This is a genomic window from Enterococcus termitis (assembly GCF_001730305.1).
Classification (GTDB): Bacteria; Bacillota; Bacilli; order Lactobacillales; family Enterococcaceae; genus Enterococcus_L; species Enterococcus_L termitis.
Map to the genome: position 1 here is coordinate 1 of NZ_MIJY01000009.1, position 18,812 is coordinate 18,812.

General features: G+C 37.8%; 19 protein-coding genes, 1 other RNA gene and 1 other annotated feature. Of the genes, 7 read left to right on the forward strand and 13 right to left on the reverse strand.

Annotated features, from left to right (window positions below):
- Nucleotides 1–375: 375 nt before the first annotated feature.
- From argS to pbp4, 7 genes are all read right to left on the reverse strand, one after another.
- Entirely contained in the window at nt 376–2,067 is a 1,692-nt protein-coding gene (gene argS / locus BCR25_RS06605) for an arginine--tRNA ligase (RefSeq protein WP_069662833.1), read from the reverse strand.
- A 21-nt stretch (nt 2,068–2,088) separates the two neighbouring features.
- Entirely contained in the window at nt 2,089–2,382 is a 294-nt protein-coding gene (locus BCR25_RS06610; RefSeq protein WP_139124541.1) for a hypothetical protein, read from the reverse strand.
- Nucleotides 2,353–2,556: a binding site (T-box leader), on the reverse strand. Its footprint overlaps the gene before it by 30 nt.
- Nucleotides 2,557–2,602: 46 nt before the next feature.
- A complete protein-coding gene (gene tsaD / locus BCR25_RS06615) occupies nt 2,603–3,643 on the reverse strand; it encodes a tRNA (adenosine(37)-N6)-threonylcarbamoyltransferase complex transferase subunit TsaD (RefSeq protein WP_069662835.1) in 1,041 nt (346 codons plus the stop codon).
- Nucleotides 3,640–4,104: a ribosomal protein S18-alanine N-acetyltransferase gene (rimI, locus tag BCR25_RS06620; RefSeq protein WP_069662836.1), complete on the reverse strand. Its 465-nt coding sequence runs from the start codon at nt 4,102–4,104 to the stop codon at nt 3,640–3,642. The genes tsaD and rimI (BCR25_RS06620) overlap by 4 nt, the downstream gene beginning before the upstream one ends.
- 4 nt (nt 4,105–4,108) lie before the next feature.
- A complete protein-coding gene (gene rimI / locus BCR25_RS06625; RefSeq protein ID WP_069662837.1) occupies nt 4,109–4,657 on the reverse strand; it encodes a ribosomal protein S18-alanine N-acetyltransferase in 549 nt (182 codons plus the stop codon).
- The gene (tsaB, locus tag BCR25_RS06630) at nt 4,641–5,360 is read right to left on the reverse strand and encodes a tRNA (adenosine(37)-N6)-threonylcarbamoyltransferase complex dimerization subunit type 1 TsaB (RefSeq protein WP_069662838.1); all 720 of its coding nucleotides are present in this window, start codon (nt 5,358–5,360) and stop codon (nt 4,641–4,643) included. The genes rimI (BCR25_RS06625) and tsaB overlap by 17 nt, the downstream gene beginning before the upstream one ends.
- Before the next feature lie 215 nt (nt 5,361–5,575).
- Nucleotides 5,576–7,612: a penicillin-binding protein PBP4(5) gene (gene pbp4, locus BCR25_RS06635; RefSeq protein ID WP_069662879.1), complete on the reverse strand. Its 2,037-nt coding sequence runs from the start codon at nt 7,610–7,612 to the stop codon at nt 5,576–5,578.
- A 186-nt stretch (nt 7,613–7,798) separates the two neighbouring features.
- Here pbp4 and BCR25_RS06640 point away from each other — a divergent pair, with 186 nt between their 5' ends.
- From BCR25_RS06640 to BCR25_RS06660, 5 genes are all read left to right on the forward strand, one after another.
- Complete coding sequence (locus BCR25_RS06640) at nt 7,799–9,031, forward strand: SPFH domain-containing protein (RefSeq protein WP_069662839.1); 1,233 nt, start codon at nt 7,799–7,801, stop codon at nt 9,029–9,031.
- Between the two features lie 125 nt (nt 9,032–9,156).
- Nucleotides 9,157–10,314, forward strand: coding sequence for a TFIIB-type zinc ribbon-containing protein (locus tag BCR25_RS06645; RefSeq protein ID WP_069662840.1), 1,158 nt, complete (start codon nt 9,157–9,159; stop codon nt 10,312–10,314).
- The gene (locus BCR25_RS06650) at nt 10,314–11,117 is read left to right on the forward strand and encodes a TPM domain-containing protein (RefSeq protein WP_069662880.1); all 804 of its coding nucleotides are present in this window, start codon (nt 10,314–10,316) and stop codon (nt 11,115–11,117) included. The genes BCR25_RS06645 and BCR25_RS06650 overlap by 1 nt, the downstream gene beginning before the upstream one ends.
- A 210-nt stretch (nt 11,118–11,327) precedes the next feature.
- Nucleotides 11,328–11,864, forward strand: a complete 537-nt coding sequence (locus BCR25_RS06655; RefSeq protein WP_069662881.1) for a DUF5067 domain-containing protein — start codon at nt 11,328–11,330, stop codon at nt 11,862–11,864.
- A gap of 60 nt (nt 11,865–11,924) precedes the next feature.
- Complete coding sequence (locus BCR25_RS06660; RefSeq protein WP_069662841.1) at nt 11,925–12,362, forward strand: PH domain-containing protein; 438 nt, start codon at nt 11,925–11,927, stop codon at nt 12,360–12,362.
- A 113-nt stretch (nt 12,363–12,475) separates the two neighbouring features.
- Here the strand turns inward: BCR25_RS06660 and ffs are convergent.
- An RNA gene (gene ffs / locus BCR25_RS06665) (signal recognition particle sRNA small type) lies at nt 12,476–12,562 on the reverse strand.
- 39 nt (nt 12,563–12,601) lie between these two features.
- Entirely contained in the window at nt 12,602–13,114 is a 513-nt protein-coding gene (tadA, locus tag BCR25_RS06670; protein ID WP_281247214.1) for a tRNA adenosine(34) deaminase TadA, read from the reverse strand.
- An 80-nt stretch (nt 13,115–13,194) separates the two neighbouring features.
- Between tadA and BCR25_RS06675 the strand changes: the two genes are divergently transcribed.
- Nucleotides 13,195–14,049 (forward strand): helix-turn-helix domain-containing protein, encoded by an 855-nt coding sequence (locus BCR25_RS06675; protein WP_069662843.1) that lies wholly within the window; start codon nt 13,195–13,197, stop codon nt 14,047–14,049.
- 64 nt (nt 14,050–14,113) lie between these two features.
- Here the strand turns inward: BCR25_RS06675 and BCR25_RS06680 are convergent, their stop codons facing one another.
- Both BCR25_RS06680 and BCR25_RS06685 read right to left on the reverse strand, forming a co-directional pair.
- Nucleotides 14,114–14,449 (reverse strand): hypothetical protein, encoded by a 336-nt coding sequence (locus BCR25_RS06680; RefSeq protein ID WP_069662844.1) that lies wholly within the window; start codon nt 14,447–14,449, stop codon nt 14,114–14,116.
- 75 nt (nt 14,450–14,524) lie between these two features.
- Nucleotides 14,525–15,229, reverse strand: a complete 705-nt coding sequence (locus BCR25_RS06685) for a zinc metallopeptidase (RefSeq protein WP_069662845.1) — start codon at nt 15,227–15,229, stop codon at nt 14,525–14,527.
- 181 nt (nt 15,230–15,410) lie between these two features.
- Between BCR25_RS06685 and BCR25_RS06690 the strand changes: the two genes are divergently transcribed.
- Nucleotides 15,411–15,767, forward strand: a complete 357-nt coding sequence (locus tag BCR25_RS06690; protein WP_069662846.1) for a YxeA family protein — start codon at nt 15,411–15,413, stop codon at nt 15,765–15,767.
- Nucleotides 15,768–15,942: 175 nt separating this feature from the next.
- Here the strand turns inward: BCR25_RS06690 and BCR25_RS06695 are convergent, their stop codons facing one another.
- Complete coding sequence (locus BCR25_RS06695; RefSeq protein ID WP_069662847.1) at nt 15,943–16,947, reverse strand: nucleoid-associated protein; 1,005 nt, start codon at nt 16,945–16,947, stop codon at nt 15,943–15,945.
- A gap of 245 nt (nt 16,948–17,192) precedes the next feature.
- On the reverse strand, nt 17,193–18,659 hold the full coding sequence (gene treP / locus BCR25_RS06700; protein ID WP_069662848.1) for a PTS system trehalose-specific EIIBC component: 1,467 nt from the start codon (nt 18,657–18,659) through the stop codon (nt 17,193–17,195).
- Nucleotides 18,660–18,812 lie beyond the last annotated feature (153 nt).

An 18,812-nucleotide genomic window follows, 5' to 3' on the forward strand; every position in this document is an offset into this window, starting at 1 on the left:
TAAAAGAAAAATTGACTGGTATGAGTCCGGTTCAATACCGAATTCATACCAGCCAATTAGCTGGGTAATCTACGTACAACTTTTAGGGCGCACCTCAGAAACGTTTAACCCCGAGAAATAAGCTGGAATTCACGAAAATTGCCAAGCATCACAGTGAGTTTACGAACTGATGATAATTGGTACCTACCTGGTGCTCTTCAAATTTTTGTGACCAAGTAGGTACTGTGCAACATCAACTCGTTCCTCGTTGTGTTTTACAGCAATTTCAGCTTATTTCCGAAGGGGTTGTTTCTGCTTCCACCGTTTATTCGGATGTCAAGTGACTAGATTGTAACTCATAGAGTTATGTCCCAGATTCTCCGTCTTTTTTATTACTTACATTTCATTTGGTGCGTGTAAGCCCAATAGACGTAAATCTTCCTTAATGATCGTTGCCATTGCATAAACTAAGGCTAAGCGAGATTCTTTTTCAGCATCATCCGCTAAAATTTTTACGTGAGCATAATATTTATTAAAAGCTTGTGCAACATGAATCGCATGTTTAGCAATCACAGAAGGTTCGTATTTTTCTGCGGCTTGTAAAACAACCTCTGGGAATTTTTGAAGCAATTTAATTACTTCCCAGCTCTCTTTATCATTCAATGCATAATCTTTACTCTCATCGATCGTGAAATCAGCTTTCCTTAAGATACTCATCGCACGAGCATGGGTATATTGTACATACGGACCTGTTTCACCTTCAAAGCGAACAACCTCTTCCAGTACAAAATCAAAGTTATTCAAACGATCATTTTTCAGATCATGGAAAATAACGGAGCCAATCCCAACTTGTCTTGCTACCTCTTCACGATTTGGTAAATCAGGATTTTTCTCCATGATTTGATTGTTTGCCAAATTCACTGCTTCATTTAATACTTCTTCTAATAGAACAATTTTTCCTTTACGTGTCGATAATTTCTTGCCGCCTTGCGTAATCAAGCCAAAAGGTACATGATGCATATCTGCGGACCAGTCAAAATCAAGTTCTTTCAAGACTGCCTTTAGTTGTTTGAAATGATTAGACTGTTCATTCCCAACGACATAAATCGCTTTGGCAAAATCGTATGTGCGTTTACGATAAACGGCTGCGGCTAAATCACGTGTAATATAAAGGGTTGCACCATCAGATTTTTTGATTAAAGCTGGATTCAATTCATATGCTGATAAATCAACAATTTCAGCTCCCTGATTTTCTTGAAGTAAATGTTTTTCTTCAAGCATTGTAACGATCTCAGCCATTTTATCATTGTAAAAAGCTTCACCGTTGTATGAATCAAAGGAAACTTCAAGCATACCATAAATTTTGTCAAATTCTTTTAATGATTCAGAGCGGAACCATTGCCACAATTCTGTCGCTTCTTGGTCTCCTTCTTCCAACTTTTTGAACCAAGCACGTGCTTCTTCTTCTAATTCCGGCTGTGTCTCAGCTTCTTCATGGAATTGCACATATAAACGTAACAATTCTGTGATTGGCGCATTTTTTACACCCTCTTCTGATCCCCACTTCTTATAAGCAACGATCAACTTACCAAATTGAGTACCCCAGTCACCTAAATGATTGATTCGAATCGGTGCATAGCCGATTTTTTCGAGTATAAACGCTATTGAATTACCAATAACCGTTGAACGCAGATGCCCCATTGAGATGGGCTTTGCAATATTTGGCGAAGACATATCAATCGGCACATTTCCTTTGTTTCCAATAGTGCTATCTCCATAATGACCTTTTTCTTTTGCGATTTGAGTGATAACTGCTTGACTGACCTTTTGCTTATCCATAAAAAAGTTCAAATAAGGTCCAACGACTTCAATTTTTTCAAAATCTGTATGATCGATTTTTTCAGCTAAATCTGCAGCGATTTGCTGTGGCGCTTTACGATAGACCTTTGCTAATGAAAAAGCTGGAAATGCCACATCACCGTGGTCAACAGATTTTGGATTTTCTAATAATTGTGCGATTGTTTCTAAAGATAGATCATCCTTAACGACCGCATAAATTGCTTTTGCTACGATTTCTTTGTTATTCATTTTCTTCCTCCAATTGTTTTTTTATTCGATTAACGATTGCTTTAATGCAACCTTTTCCATGTCTAAATTTTGTTTTGCTTTTAAAGATAGATCTATCGGTTGATGGTAACGAAAAGGATTTGTTTGAGAGTTACGGTTCATTTTTATCATTCGCTCTGTTTCAGCAATCGCAGTGTTTCCGCTCCTTTGACACTTCGCTCTCTTCGATCGCCAAGTACTTTTCAACATCTGCTCTGCCTTCGGCAGTCGCAGTGTTTCAAAGCAAAAAGTCTCTGGTGTATAAACACCAGAGACGAGATATTCCCGCGGTACCACTCTAATTGTCTATTCCATTAGGATAGACCCACTTAATCTAATAACGGTAGATGTCCGTCTGCTTGTGCAGATTCTCTAAAGTGCGCTTCCCTTAATTTGTCACTTTCGGCTTTCACCTTCCCGAAATCGCTTTGCTGACACTCTATAAGGTACTCTCTTTTTCATCGAATCAGTATGAAACTGGGTCTATTATAGCAAAAAAATACAAATATGCCTAGTCTTAATTAGCGATTGTTTGGAAGCTCAAGCTAGGCTCTGCATTCAACTCATAGGTTGCTATGTGCCCTTTTTCAGCTTCAACAAATGCCGCAGCACCGATCATCGCTGCATTGTCTCCACATAAGCGTAGCGGCGGAACAATGAACGTTACCTCTGGAAGCTCATCTGCAAGTGCTTGAGCCAATCGCTCACGTAATCCCTGATTTGCAGCAACGCCGCCTGCCATCACTAGTTGTTTGACTGGATATTCTTTGCAGGCACGCACTGTTTTATCAACTAATACATCAATTACACTTGCTTGGAAACTAGCCGCTAAATTTTCAATATTCAGTTCCTCTTCCCGCTGCTGCGCATTGTGGACCGTATTGATAAATGAGCTTTTTAAGCCACTAAAACTAAAATCATAGTTGTCTTCTTTGATCATCGCTCGTGGAAACTCATAGGTATCTTTGCCTAGATGAGCTAATGTATCAAGCTCTTTTCCACTAGGATATTTTAAGCCTAAAACTCTGCCGACTTTATCATAGGCTTCACCTGCTGCGTCATCTCTCGTTTCGCCAATAATCTCAAAAGATCCAGTTTCTTTCATATAAACTAACTCAGTATGCCCACCACTGACAAGCAATGCCATCAATGGAAATTCGAGGGGTTCTACAAAATGCGCTGCATAAATATGGCCTGCCATATGATTGACTGGAATCAACGGCAAGTCATGAGCCCACGCGAATGCTTTTGCAGCAGAAATACCGATCAACAGTGCACCAACCAAGCCAGGTCCATAGGTCACCGCAACTCCACTTAAATCATCTGGCTTTACGTCAGCTTTTATCAACGCCTCTTCAATACATAGGGTAATTTCTTCTACATGATGACGACTGGCAACTTCTGGCACAACGCCACCAAAGCGCTGATGACTTTTCACTTGGGAAGCAACGATATTCGATAAAATCTGATCCCCATTCTCAATCACTGCAACGCTTGTTTCATCACAACTGCTTTCGATCGCCAGTATCAATTTTCTTTCTTTATAAAAAAAAGTCATTGTTTCACTTCCTTAATCGTTAAACACATTACAAGCCCATCTTCTTTGGGGCGAGTATAATAATTTTTGCGGCGGTTCAACAGCTCAAATCCTTTTCTCTCATACAATCGTCGTGCCCCTTCATTAGACTCACGCACTTCTAAGAAAACTCTGCTGATGCCTTGCTCTTTGAAAAGTAAAATAGCATGATCCAGCAATTGACTGCCCAAACCTTGCCCTTGAAACTTCTGATGAATCACCACATGAGAAATCTCGATTTCGTCTAAAATCTTTTGATAGCTGATAAATCCTTTCCACTGATCCGCTTCAATCCATATGCAATAATCGGTTAGCGCTTGTGTTAAGTCAATATCAAACTGCTCTTTCGTCCATGGCGACTTATGCTGGTAAGATTTCTCACATAATTGCCACAAATTTTCAGCAGCTGTCTCTATAGGCAGTTCCTTTTTTGAATAATACATCTCATCACTCTTCTTTTAAAGATAAAATCATTTCAAGTGCGTCTTCTTTATTTTCAGTATAGTACTCTGGTTTGATCGTACTTGATGTGAATCCTAATTTACGATACACCCGCTGCGCATTTTTATTACTGATTCTAACCTCTAAAGAAAGGCGTTCACACTTATTTAATAAAGCAAATTGTTGAATTTCACCAATCAAAAAGCTGCCGATCCCTTGCCCTTGAAATTCAGTTAAAACTGCAACATTCGTGATGTGAGCATCTTTATCAAATATACGACAACCAATAAAACCAATCGTTTTCCCTGCTTTTTGAATCAATAAGTATAAATGTGGATCTGCTGCCTGTAACTCCATCAAAAAAGCTGTTTTCGTCCAAGGCAGTTCTCCAGCATAAACTTCTCTTTCAATAGAAAGTAAATCCTTGATATCTTCAAACTTGATTGCCCGAATGAAATAGTCTTCATCTGAAATCAGCACATTTTTTTCTTCATAGGGACGATTTTTAAAAAGGGAACTTAAGATTTTATTGAAAGGATTAAATCTTTTCAACATAGTTTTCTCCTTCAAATGTATGATCTTTCAACCAGTTTTCCTCTGCTTCTACTCGTTTTAAATAATCAGGTAAAAAGCTATGAATATCGGTTAATGGTTCTTCTAATCTTCCAAGTTCTGCAAGTACCGCACCATTTGGTATTTGCCATTGAGGTATCGAACAGAACGCAGCTTTGGGTAACGCAGTCTCGATCTGCTGCTGAAATTTTGTCACGTCTTCACCAACAAAATACACATGATCAAACGACTTTAGTTGTTCCAGCCAATTTTCAAGAGCTATATGCTGATCAGCGATAACTGTTTCTAAACGACCATTTACATATTGATAAGCTCCAGTATAGACATTATTTCTTCTAGCATCAAATACTGGAATGATCACTCCATCGATTGATGCACAATTAGCCGCAATCACTTTCAAGCTGGAAACACCGACTAATTCTTTTTCTAATGTATAAGCTAATGTTTTTGCAGTGGTTACACCAATTCTCAAACCTGTATAAGACCCAGGGCCTTGCGCAATCACAATGCGATCAAGCTCTTTAGGAGTCAAATCGACAGCCTTAACTAATTGAGTAATTGCCGGCATCAACGTTAAGCTATGGTTGCGTTTCATGGTAAGTGTATATTGTCCTAATATCTTTTTATCTTCACAAACTGCTATAGATAGCGTTTGATTTGATGTATCTATTGCCAAAATACGCACAAAAAAATCCCTTTCTTTCTTAAGTAGTCGTTTTATTGTAGCACATTTTTACTCCTTCGTAAAAAAACTGAAATCTCTTATAAACAGTAAAAAAGGCTGACACAAAAGCCGCTAATCCATGGTGCTAAAAGAGCATTCACAAAAACAGCCTCACCACATTTGTGAATACTCAATTTCTTCCTATAGAGTAAACGGTTCTATCCCAGCCTGTTTAGTTATTTGTAAGTCGCTTCTAAATAATCAATCAATGGTTTGCTGATATCAGTAGCTGTATCATTTTTTCTTGAATCTTCTACCATGATCATTGCAGAAAATTTATTGTTCGTACGATCCATCGCCAGAAGGAAACTATTTTCTTTTCCGACCGTATCTTGCTTATCCTTGATTTCAGCCGTTCCTGTTTTGGCTGCCAATGAAAAGTCAGGATTGTACATATTATGCACATAACCATCTGCATCTTCAACGCTGCCAAGTAAGTCAGTAACAATTGTATTTGCTGCATTAGAGGTAATCACGTTGTCTTTGGTCTTAGTCTCTTTTGCCTGTTCAATCTTAGGATAAACTAATTTCCCTTCATTTTGGAAAACCGTATACATGGTTGCCTGCTGGATCGGTGTGATCAACAGTTGACCTTGTCCGTAACCAGTATCAGCCAATAAGATTTCTGAATTAAATGATTCTTCATTGGAAATTTGAGCTGGGTTCATCGGAATCGCTAAATCAAGTTTTTCACCAAAAATAAAGTTACCTAAACCTTTTCTAAAGGTTTCTTCCCCCATTCGTAATGTCTGTTCAGCAAAATAGATATTGTCCGAATTAACTAAGGCAGTCCGTAAGTTGACAGGGCTTGCTTCTTTCACGCGTGTAACAAAATAGTCTCCCCAAGAAGCATCCTTTTGCCATTTCAACCCATTGATCGCTATTTCTTCTTCTGGTTTCAATGTTCCTGCATCTAAACCGATGCCACCAGTGATTGTCTTAAATGTAGATCCTGGCGCATAACCAGTAGCAAATCTAGCTGTAAACGGTAGATTTTCATTGCTGGAATAAGCATCATATTCTGTTTGAGAAATGCCGTTGGCCATCTTATTGGGATCAAAAGATGGTGAACTAACAGCGGCCAATAAATCTCCTTGCTGCGGATCCATTACTACCGCACTTCCTGGGCGATTTGCAAAAATACCATATCCTTGAGATTGAGCATTTTTATCAATGGTTAATTGAACGTTTTTACCATCTTTCTTCTCTACTTTTTGCAAGGTATGTTTTTCTTGCCCGTTTTCATCAGTGATCGTGATACTACCGCCGTCTTGTCCACGAAGTTCTTTATCATATGCTTGTTCTAAGCCTACTTTTCCAACCACACCTGTACTGCTTAAGCTAGAATCTTTCTCAATATCTTCTGCTGTAACGTTGCCAACATAACCAATCAATTGCGCTGCGGCTTCCTTCAAAGGATAATAGCGAACGACTTTATCTTGAGAGGCGGCTCCTTGAGGTAAATCAGAAACAGGATCAAACGAAACTTTGATTGGGACAAACGAATCAGGCTGCACCCAGCCTTGTTTCAATTGCTGTTCAATTTCATCTACAGGAACGTTGAACTTTTGACTAAACGCCTTAATATTCGCTGTTTTCTCTTCTCCTTCTCCTAGTTTTCCTGGCACGATTCCCACCTGATCAAAAGCTTGATTTACCGCAAGTCCTTCACCATTACGATCTATGATCTCTCCACGAGCTGCAGCATCTACGCCGATCGCCACTTTGTCTTGCCCCGTCATTTTCGGAAAAATCAAACTCGGAGACCAGTTGACTTTATACTCATCTTTTTCTTTTTTGAGTGTGGTTTTATATGATAAATCCTTTAAATTACCCAAAGGAGTTGTCATTTCTAAGTTATACGTAAAGGAAAATTGACCCTCTTTTTCTTTTTTGACCTGTACATTTTTTCTTTTGATTCCTTGTGCCTGAATGCCGGTAAAAATCGCCTGATATTTATCGATCAATTTGCTATCATCATAGCCGTTTTCTTTAATTGAAGCCGCACTTAATGATGCAGGAATTTTATCAAATTCTTGTTTTGAAAGATGTGTCAAAAACGCATTTGCAGCTTTTTCTGCCTGCTTTGTTTCTTGTGTTGCCTGCCAATTACTGTAGACAAAATAGCCGCCCGCTAAACCAGCCACTAGCACAAAACCGCCGATTGCTATTATCAATGGCTTTTTCGATTTTTTCTGCTTTCTTCTTTCCATTCCTAACTCCCCCATCTCTTTCATTCAGTTCTTCTTGTCTATTATACCCTTGTCCTGTGATTTATTCATCCTAAAGAGAACAACCTTAGAAAAAAATGAAGACGTTATCCGTCCCAAGATGTATTTTTCTGTAATCGGTTTATGGTATACTATTTTTATCTATAACTTTTTTAGGAGGAATCGAAAATGGGAATTATAAAAGCAGCAACAAGTGCAATTGGCGGCGGTTTAGCCGATCAGTGGATCGAAGTCATCGAACCAGCGGATATGGGCGATACAACAGTTATGACCAAAGGCGTTTTCGTCCGCAAAAATGACAAACGTGGCTCAAATCGTAAAGGAATTGAGGACGTTTTGACGGATGGTTCTGTTATTCATGTTTATCCAAATACAATGATGATTTTAGTCGATGGCGGCAAAATTATCGATTATACAGCAGAAGAAGGCTATTACACTGTTAAAAATGATTCTGCGCCATCTGCTTTCAATGGATCACTGAAAGCAGCCATTTCTGAAAGCTTTGATCGCTTTAAATTCGGTGGCGTTACGCCACAAAAACAGCAAGTCTTTTACATCAATCTGCAAGAAATCAAAGGAATCAAATTCGGTACTTCTTCTCCACTTAATTATTTTGATAATTTTTATAATGCAGAATTGTTTTTACGTGCTCACGGAAACTATTCAATCAAAATCACAGATCCTTTACTCTTTTTCTCAAATGCGATTCCTAGAAATAAAAGTCAGGTAGAGATTACTGATATCAATGAACAATACTTAGCAGAATTTCTAACAGCACTTCAATCTGCCATCAATAAAATGTCAGCCGATGGTGAGCGTATTTCTTATGTTCCTTCTAAAAGTTTAGAATTAAGTAAATATATGGCACAAGTATTGGATGATGAATGGCGCGAATTACGAGGAATGGAAATCGTTTCAGTGGCTGTTGCTAGCATTTCCTATACAGATGATTCAACGAAACTAATCAACATGCGCAATCAAGGCGCAATGCTTAGTGATCCAAACGTTCGTGAAGGTTACGTCCAAGGCTCGATGGCGCGTGGTATGGAAGCAGCTGGCAGCAACGAAGGCGGTGCAATGAACGGCTTTATGGGTGTTGGTATGGGAATGAATACAAGTGGAAATTATTTTGCCCAAGCTTCTCAAACGAATCAACAACAAATGCAAGAAAAACAGAATCAACAACATGCACAGGGGAATTCTGACACTTGGACCTGTCCTCAATGCGGTACTGAAAATGCTGGTAAGTTTTGTTCTAATTGCGGAGCACCAAAACCAACAGACGAAAAACCCAAACTAGAAATGAAATGCAGTGAGTGCAGCGAAATCGTCGATCTTTCAAACGGTATTCCTAAATTCTGTCCGCATTGCGGCAAACCTTTCCAAGGGATTCCATTGTAAGCATTCACTAAAGGGTAGGCAACCGTGCTCTGCCCTTTTTTCATAACATTTATAGCTAAACTAAAAACAAACATTTTAGTAATCTGTGGTTTTGTGCCTCTGATTTCTAAAAGAAAGGAACTTCTATGACGGACACATTCACACACAAATGCCCCAACTGCGGTGGTCCATTATTATTTGATCCAAAAGATCAGAAATTTCACTGCGAATACTGTCTAAACGTCTATTCAGAAGCAGAAGTTACTGCCTATGAAAAAGCACAACATGAAGCACATTTAGAAGAAACTTCAAGCGAAGAAGCGTTGACCTATACAGCCGAAAGCCAAACTGGGCAAACATCTACAGAAGAAAAAGCGACTTATGCTGATGCTGCTGGTACAGATCAGGAGCAAGCAAAGCAAGAGGATATGGAGTTATTCAACTGTCCAAGCTGCGGTGCTCAAATTGTCACAGAAGCAACCACAGCTGCCACCTACTGCTATTATTGTCATAATCCTGTGGTTTTAGCTGGACGATTGAGCGGCAATTTTTTACCTGAAAAAGTATTACCTTTTGCGATTGAAAAAGATGAAGCTGTTGAAAAGTTTTTGGCTTGGACCAAGAAAAAATGGTTTATCCCTAAGGACTTTTTCAATAAAGAACAAATTGATAAAATGACCGGTGTCTATTTTCCATACTGGGTCGTTGATGCAACGATCAAAGGTCAACTAAATGCTATGGGTACTTCCCTTCGTGTTTGGCGCATTGGTGATATCGAATACACTGAAACAAAACAGTTTGATGTCACACGACAGGGGAATTTGTCTTTTAACGAGTTAATCAAAAATGCACTATCCAAAAATACACAGCAAAAAATGGTCGAAACAGTCCAACCTTTTCCTATAAACAAAGCAATTCCCTTTAAAAGTCAGTATTTAGCTGGGTTTCAAGCAGAAAAACGTGACATAGAATACGAAGCGATTCAGCACGCAGTCCAAAATGAACTAAAAGATTATTCCGAAACTCTTTTAAAAGATACAGCAGCTGGTTATACTACGTTGACAAAATTACGGACAACTATTTCTTTAGATGATGAAAAGAATCATTATATGCTTTTACCGATTTGGCTTGTTACTTATCGAAGCAATGAGCAATCAAAGAAAGTCTATTACTTTGCGATGAACGGACAAACTGGAAAAGTTAGCGGTGTTCTGCCTGTCAGTTACAAACGTTTGGGATTATTCACTTTTGGGATTTTTTCAGTCGTGCTTGCGCTCTTTATGATCGGAGGCTGGTTCCTATGATAAAAAAAGCTGCTATTAGCCTTGTAACGTGTCTGGTCTTACTGTTCAGTTTTAGTCTGAATGCTCAAGCAGCAGAAGATTCTATTGATGATCAAGCTGCTCTATTCAGCAGTGAACAAATCGATCAGTTAAAAGAACTCATTGCCCCTTTTGAAGCAAAAGCCAAAGCACGTATGTTTATTGTCACCTCTACCGATAATGAACTTGATTCGACCCGATTTGCGGACTACTATATGCTCGATCGTATTGGAAAAGATCAAAACGGTGTCACTTTTTTCATTGATATGAATCAACGAAAATCAGTCATCTCTACTTCCGGAAACATGATCGATTATTTGACAGATAAACGAAATGAGCAAATTCAAGATGATATTGGGGCTAGTCTGAGCAACGGAAATTATTTTGATGCAGCCCGTATGTTTGTAAGCGATACTAGTAACTTTTTTGACCAGGGTGTCCCTAGTGGTCATTATCGAGTTGATACTGAAACTGGAAAAATTACTCGCTATAAAGTGTTAACGGCAACAGAAATGATCATCGCCTTTGTTGCTGCGGTTATTTTAAGCGGGATCTTTTTTATCGTCAGCGTGTCGAAATACCAACTCAAATTTGGTTCCTATAGTTACCCTTTTAGAGAGAAATCTAAGCTAAGCTTAACAAGTAAAAACGACCGATTGATCAATTCGTTTGTCACTACTCGACGTATTCCCCGAAACAATTCTAACGGAGGCAGTTCTGGTGGCGGCAGTAGTACTCATTCTTCTGGAGGCGGAACTTTTGGCGGCAGCAGTCGCGGTTTCTAGTATTTATAGTCTATAGATCATCGATTTTCTATTCATCACTCAAAAACAGAAGCAACTTCTTCCCTACTCTTTAGCGAAGAAATTGCTTCTGTTTTTCTCTAATTACTACCTTGTTATTTCCTCTTATTCAAGGTAGTATATAGTTATCTGACTCAAGCTGGATCATTTCAGGCGGCTGGTCTAAAAATGAATAAAGTGAGGAAAATAGCAGTGAAAAAAATTCTAAGTTTAGGAATACTGACATTATGTGGTTTTACATTAGTCGCTTGCGGCGGCAACGACAAAGAAAGCACTACACAGACATCTGCCACCGTTGAAAAGAAAGAATCTGGTGTATATTTCAAAGATGATACTTTAAAAATCGATATGGCTACTGTTAAGATACTTTCAACTGAAGTATTGCCGGCAGATACTTCTTTATATAGAGACAAACCTCAATTAGCTCTAACCTACGAAGTGACAAATGACAGTGATGAGCCATTGTCTGCTTCAACAGTTTGGATTGCCTGCATGGAATTAACTCAAGAAGGTGAAAATACGATCAATAAATTAACCGTTGGAATGACTCCGCAAGATGAACGTTTTTCAGAATATACGGAGCATCAAATGGACGATATCAAACCTGGCGGAACGGTCAAAGCGATTATTTCTTATGATTTAGACGATACTGATACACCGGTTGTTCTAAAGGCAACACAAGGAATGGCTGGAAAAGAACTTGGCGAAAAGACAATAAACTTGAAATAAGGACGCGTCTTTTTAATTATGGATCACCAAAAAAATATTTTATAAAGCGAGGAAGCAGAAATGGCATTATTTAACAACATTATTCAAGGAGCCCTTGGAAATTATTCTGAAAAATCTCCTGAACAGTTAACGCAAGAATATGGGGATTATCTATTTGATAACGAAACGATCACTATGGGTTATCAATTAGTTCGAGATGCACTTATCTTTACAGATCATAGAATAATCTTTGTCGATAAGCAAGGCGCAACTGGGAAAAAGGTATCCTTCAAATCCATTCATCTAGATGCGATCATCGAAGTAGAGATGGAAACAGCTGGGGTTGGTTTAGATGATAGCGAGATTACGATCACTTATTTATCTAATGTTAATCAGCGTTCCAATAACGAAGTTCATCTTGACCATAAATTTGAATTTCCTAAAAAGACCGATATTCTTCCACTTTATCGTTATTTAGGTAATGTGAGTATGGCCAATAGAGCTCGAATCAACCTGTAGTTTTTATTGAACCTATGTGAACTAAAAAAAGAAAAGTCTGATGACTTTTCTTTTTTTATCTAAATAGACGATTTACTGCAAAAAAAAACAGACTCGAAAGTCTGTTGTTATGCTATTTAATCAGACACATGGCGGCACTCACTTAGTGCTGCTTCCTTCCGGATCTGACACGCTTCGTAAGCCCACCATTGTCCTAGCCTTTCGGCAAGATTTAGTATACCTCATTTTTGATTGCTTGGCTAGTCTTTCTTTTGTTTTTTTAAAAGTTTCTTTTTATCACGCAGCGTCCGAAAAAAATTAGTTAAAAGCATACCGCATTCTTTTTCCAATATACCTGCTTCCACATACGCCACATGATTGAAACGATCGTCCTCCAAAAGATTCATCAAAGTCCCTGCAGTCCCTCCTTTAGGATCTCTAGCTCCATAATAGACTTCTGCCACTCGCGACAGGATCATAGCTCCGCTGCACATCGGACAAGGTTCTAACGTCACAAATAGCTGTGCTCGTTCCAAACGCCAGTTAGCAACATTTTTACAGGCCTCTTTAATAGCATACATTTCTGCATGTGCCGTTGCATCTTGGCTCTCTTCTCTCAAATTATGTCCTCGACCCACAATTTTTCCATCAATGACCACCACTGCACCAATTGGCACTTCATTGATCATTTCTGCCTTTTTTGCTTCTTTGATTGCTTCAAGCATAAATTGCTCTTTTGCTTCTGCAGTTAAGAGAGTACTCTTTTCATTCAAGCGATTTCCGCCTTTCATTGACTATAATAATTGAACGATCTGATCCTTTTCATGGTACAATAAAAGCGTGAGGTGTGTCTATGACTATTGAAGAATTAATGAAATTATATCCTAGTGGAAAAATCCAACCAGAACCATCAATCGATGGACAACTTTCGTTGCCGATCAACGGTCAATACTTTATCATTCCTGATGATGTGATACAAGAAACCGAGCTTTATCTACTAAAAAAAATATTTTTTTCTGACGAACCATCAGAGTCTATTAAAAATCATCCTTGGTATGATTATCTGTTTGATCATATTCTTTTGGAAGCTACAGGACTGTTTCGAATCATACAATTTCAGATCAAAAAGCCAAAAGCCTTTTTACAGATTGAGTGGGAAACAAGTATCAAAGAGATATTTTCTAACTTCGTGGATTTCTTTTTTATCAACGAACTAGAAGGCTTCTTGATTGAAAAATTTAGTAACGATCAATACAGCTTAGAAGAAATGGAGAGTATCTTCTTAACACTGGATGCTGATTTTGATTCTTCTACTAAAGTTTTTATCGGAAGTTATTTTGCAGCTAACGAACAGCTTCCTGTTTTATTCCAAGAAGAACGGAAGATATTCATTGAAGAATCTGAACAGCTGCGCGGTAAATCAGCCTTTTCTTTAAGCGACGTTGCCCTGCACTATTTCACAAAGGAAAGTATGAAAAACAGTCAAGTTATCCAAGCTATTTCAAAACAGTTGGTATTTACAGCTGATTTTAAACAAATCGTTCTATCCCTCTGGCAGCATCAAGGAAATATCAGCTCCACTGCCAAAGATCTATATATGCATCGCAATACTTTACACTATCGTTTAGATAAATTTTATGAACAAACAGGTTTATCCTTAAAAAAAATGGATGATCTTATGTTTTGCTACTTATTGATTACTAAGTAAAATAGTCGACAAAAGCTCTTAGGCTTAATGTCGACTATTTTACTTTGTAGCTATTTTGTTTAACTTACATCATTTCATCAATAAAGCTGAAGAAACGATCCTTCATGTTTTCAGTATTATCCTTTAATGATTCACCATAAGAAGAAATTTTCTTGCCGCCATCTTTGACTTTGCCTAAAACATCCATCATAGAATCAAGCTCATCATCTGATAGCTTATCGACAATACTTAATAATTTTTCATTGCCACCAAATTTATCATTGACAAATTTTTTAGCTTTACAGCGATTTGTGACATGATAAACTTTTTTCGCAATTTTCTCTGATGCGATTACTGCTACAGATACGCTGGCAACTGCTGCAATACTTAATCCAATACTAATTTTTGTTGATGTTTTCATCCTGTTCAGCTCCTTCTTACTCTCTATCAATATGATAACACACTCTTAAAAATTGAGGTAATAAAAAAACTAATCCTAGTTTCTACGATTATTCCCACCGAACAAGATAACCAATCGAAGCAATTGTAAAAAAGTAGATAATGCCGCTGCGACATATGTCAACGCCGCCGCAAATAAAACTTTTCTAGCCATCGGCACTTCTTCAGCTGTTAAAATATTCCCGTCAGATAAAATTTTCAATGCACGTCGTGACGCATTAAATTCAACTGGCAATGTTACTAATTGAAATAAAAGTGCCAAAGAAAAAGCAAATATTCCCACATTGATCAAGGTCTGATTCCAACTTAGTAAAACACCTATCAAAATAATTGGAAAAGATAATGAAGAACCAATATTTGCTATGGGTACGATCGCTGCTCGGATTTTCAGTGGGCTATACCCCTTGTGGTCTTGAACCGCGTGTCCACATTCATGGGCAGCGACACCAATTGCAGCCACTGACACAGATTGAGCTGTCGCTTCAGACAAACTAAGCATCTTATTCCCAGAGTTATAATTATCCGTTAAATCCCCAGAAATTTGCTGAACACCGACATCATTGATATGCTCCGTTTGTAAAATATATTGAGCCGCTCTTGTTCCTGTAATATTATTACGGCTTTGAACTTTATCATATTTTCGAAACGTCGTATTCACATAGGCAGAAGCAGCCATTGAAATCAATAGACCTGCAATGACTAAAATATAGGTTGGATCAAAAAAGCCATACAAAGGTAACATTTCTCATTCCTCCTCTTCTTTTCTTTATTGTATCATGACTTTCTAAAAAAAGTGTATCTAGAATTTGACGATTTTATGAATACTGAACAAGCCTCCTCTAACAAAACTGTCACATTTTTTTAAGACATTTCAATGGATTCTAGCGCTTAAAACAGGCATACTACCTGTAGAGGTGAAGAAAATGAAAAAACTAGTTTTTTTTATCCTGCCGTTTATACTGTTAACAGCTGCAGCTTGGTTTGGATATAATTATTATTATGGTGGAAAAGCATACTATACGCGAGTTGGAGAACCTACTGAAATAAGCAGTGGTAAATACTCAACAGGTGAAAAATATACAGAATATGATTATACGCAAAACGCTTACGACAAAAATGGTGAAAAGTCTATTCAAAAAATGAGAGAAATTAGAGATAAACCCTTACGAATCAACGCGTATTTAAAATTGAAAGTCAACGCCCGAAAAGGGGTGGTCAGTTGGGAAGAAATCAAAGAAAGTGACGTTCCTAAAAAAGCCTTTGAGCAGATGGGTAGTTAAACGTCAACTGATTCTTTTATAAATTATAACTAAGTCTGGACAAAAACATTTAGCTCTGAAAAATAACAAGCAATGCCCGAAAATTTGAAGAACAATTTTCGGGCATTGCTTGTTATTTTCAAAAGATTTTTTATTCCTTGTTCGGATCAGTGTGTCTAGGACATAACTCCATGATTTATAATTGATTACTTATTTTTTCAATGTTCTTCAAAACGATAGATACTGTACCATCTGGATTATTTACAAATTCAATCAAATCACCGTTACGATAGACATCGATAGGAACGATCAACTCAATACCATTACTCATTTTCAATTTTTGTTTTCCGAATTTTTTTTCAGAGATTTCTCTCGCTTCTCGAACAGGAGGCGTTTTATCGACAAATTTAGATTCATTGACTTCCTCTTGATACGCCATGCGCGCTGAAATATTTTCTTTAAAAACTAATTCTGCAACTTGTTCATTATCGATTGTTCCAGTCTCTTCTATACTTTCATAAACGGCTTCTTTGACTGAAGCGATCAATTCAAACTCATCTTCATTGAATTTTTTACCGATTCGCTTGACGGCTTTTTTGATTTCTTTCATGTTTTCTTCTATGGAAGGAGCGGGTTCTGATTCAATCACCTTCTCAGAAAAATACCAAACCTTCTCTCCCGAAAATTCATAACGTTTTTCTAACAGCTCATAGGCTAAACTATCTAAGTTAACAGTCATTCCTTCATCCGGTTTTTGAGATTTAGAAGGTAAAATCGCCCGATTGATGATCAGTTTATTATAGACAGCCTCTTCTTCATAATCAACATAATGAGTGTAGCTTTCTTTGTAATTCAACTTGATCATCGCTAAGTGCATCACTGTGTCGAGTTCATACAAGATAAAAAGAACATCCGCACTAGGTGCATCTTCACTACCGGAATATACATCATACCAATGCTGAGCGAGTTGTTGACTCTTTTGAATAAAGTCATTCGGTATCCCGCGCATCTTATCGACAAATGCGCTCTCTTCCGCCAAAATTCCTGTTTTGGTTTGTGCAGTGGAAAGCTTCGTGATCTTACTCGTTAAATAAACTCGAATATATTCAGTCGTCAAATCTAATTCTTTTTGCGAAAAAACAGGTGTCCCTGTTTCACGATCAATAATATGCAAAATTGCACTCTTTAAATAAATATCCATCAATCATTCTCCCTTTTCTTAAGCCCTATTTAGTCTACCCGAAAGAACAAAAAAAGCCAACTATTTTTGTATAAAAGTTGAACAAATCGCTTTAGCAAACAGAAGATTACTTCTTTTCTTTAAACGCTGACATGCCATTCTAGATCAGTGTGAAACAACCTAAATTGCTTTTTTTAACTGAACAAAAAAAAGTAAGGCAACGAATCATCGCCTTACTTAATATAAGTTTTTAGTTTAGATTTTTATTAATTTTCTTCAACAAATAATCTACCCGTTGCTTCATCAACAGGGTCAAGTTTGTTGAAAATCCCTTTGACTCTAAAGATGTAAGTCAAAATAAATGGAATGACCACTGCGATCATCATTGCTCCGAAAAATACTAGATAGTATTGTGGAACGATTGATAAAATCCCTGGCAAACCACCAACACCGATACTGATTGCCTTAACATCTAGTAACGTAGAAAACAATCCAGCACAGGCAGAACCAATCATACCAGCGACAAATGGATACACATATTTCAGGTTGATCCCAAACATCGCAGGTTCTGTGACACCTAGATAACATGAAATCATCGCAGGAATCGACACTTGCTCTTCCTCTTTGTTTCCTCTATGCATGAAGATTACTGCTAAAACAGCTGAACCTTGTGCGATATTTGAAAGAGCAATCATCGGCCACAAATTAGTCGCTTGGAAATCTGCAATCAGCTGCAAATCGATTGCATTTGTCATGTGATGCAATCCAGTGATAACTAATGGTGCATATAAGAAACCAAACAAAGCGCCAAACAACCAGTTAAGTGAAGATGTAAGCCCAGCATTCACAACATCAGAAATCCAACTTCCGATTGCCCAACCAACAGGACCTAAAACTAAATGTGCTGCTAATACTGTCGGCACTAAAGCAAACAATGGAACGAAAATCATCGACACCGCTTGAGGAATAACTTTTCGGAAAAAGATTTCCAGATAGGCTAGTAAAAAGCCTGCCAGCATCGCTGGAATCACTTGAGCTTGGTAACCGATCATATTCACGTGAGCGAAACCAAAATCCCAAAATGGAATATCTGCTGCTGCTGTGGTTGCAACTGCGTACGCGTTTAATAGCTGTGGCGATACCAACGTAATCCCTAAAACAATCCCAAGAATTTGAGTGGTTCCCATTTTCTTCGTAATACTCCAAGTGATACCTACTGGTAAAAATTGAAAGATTGCTTCACCAATCAACCATAAAAATGAATTTACCCCGCTCCAAAATTGTGACACTTCAACAATTTTTTGTCCATCCAAAAAGCCAAATGGAATGCCTTCCAAAACATTTCTAAACCCTAAGATTAGACCACCAATAACGAGTGCTGGAATCAAAGGCGTAAAAATTTCAGCCAGTACAGAAATTGCACGCTGCACAGGATTTAAATTTTGTTTTGCGGCAGCTTTGCCTTGTTCTTTGGAAACGCCTTCAAGTCCTGAAATAGAAGAAAAATCATTATAAAATTGCGCTACCTCATTACCAATAATTACTTGAAATTGTCCAGCATTTGTAAACGTTCCCTTGACTGACGGAATTTTCTCAATTGCAGCTGTATCCGCTTTATTTGCGTCATTTAAAACAAAACGCATGCGTGTTGCACAGTGGGAGACTGCCGCAATATTTTCTTTCCCTCCAACATCTTCTAACAGTTTTTTTGCATCTTCTTGAAACTTACCCATTTTCTTTGCTCCTCTCCGGTAACTTGTATATACAATTAACCTGTATTTGTATAATACTTTATTATTTGATTTTTTACAAGCGTTTTCTTTTTAAAAAACACAAAAAATTTATCGTAGCAAAAATGATCTGCTGTTATTCCTTTAAGCTCTTTT

Excerpts from the sequence above, each read along its gene's own strand:
- BCR25_RS06675 (WP_069662843.1), top strand. The coding sequence starts at position 13,195 with ATGACTATTGAAGAATTAATGAAATTATATCCTAGTGGAAAAATCCAA.
- BCR25_RS06640 (WP_069662839.1), top strand. The coding sequence starts at position 7,799 with ATGGGAATTATAAAAGCAGCAACAAGTGCAATTGGCGGCGGTTTAGCC.
- pbp4 (WP_069662879.1), bottom strand. The coding sequence starts at position 7,612 with ATGGAAAGAAGAAAGCAGAAAAAATCGAAAAAGCCATTGATAATAGCA.
- BCR25_RS06645 (WP_069662840.1), top strand. The coding sequence starts at position 9,157 with ATGACGGACACATTCACACACAAATGCCCCAACTGCGGTGGTCCATTA.
- rimI (WP_069662837.1), bottom strand. The coding sequence starts at position 4,657 with ATGTTGAAAAGATTTAATCCTTTCAATAAAATCTTAAGTTCCCTTTTT.
- BCR25_RS06680 (WP_069662844.1), bottom strand. The coding sequence starts at position 14,449 with ATGAAAACATCAACAAAAATTAGTATTGGATTAAGTATTGCAGCAGTT.
- BCR25_RS06690 (WP_069662846.1), top strand. The coding sequence starts at position 15,411 with ATGAAAAAACTAGTTTTTTTTATCCTGCCGTTTATACTGTTAACAGCT.
- rimI (WP_069662836.1), bottom strand. The coding sequence starts at position 4,104 with ATGTATTATTCAAAAAAGGAACTGCCTATAGAGACAGCTGCTGAAAAT.
- argS (WP_069662833.1), bottom strand. The coding sequence starts at position 2,067 with ATGAATAACAAAGAAATCGTAGCAAAAGCAATTTATGCGGTCGTTAAG.
- BCR25_RS06695 (WP_069662847.1), bottom strand. The coding sequence starts at position 16,947 with ATGGATATTTATTTAAAGAGTGCAATTTTGCATATTATTGATCGTGAA.
- BCR25_RS06660 (WP_069662841.1), top strand. The coding sequence starts at position 11,925 with ATGGCATTATTTAACAACATTATTCAAGGAGCCCTTGGAAATTATTCT.
- treP (WP_069662848.1), bottom strand. The coding sequence starts at position 18,659 with ATGGGTAAGTTTCAAGAAGATGCAAAAAAACTGTTAGAAGATGTTGGA.
- BCR25_RS06685 (WP_069662845.1), bottom strand. The coding sequence starts at position 15,229 with ATGTTACCTTTGTATGGCTTTTTTGATCCAACCTATATTTTAGTCATT.
- tsaD (WP_069662835.1), bottom strand. The coding sequence starts at position 3,643 with ATGACTTTTTTTTATAAAGAAAGAAAATTGATACTGGCGATCGAAAGC.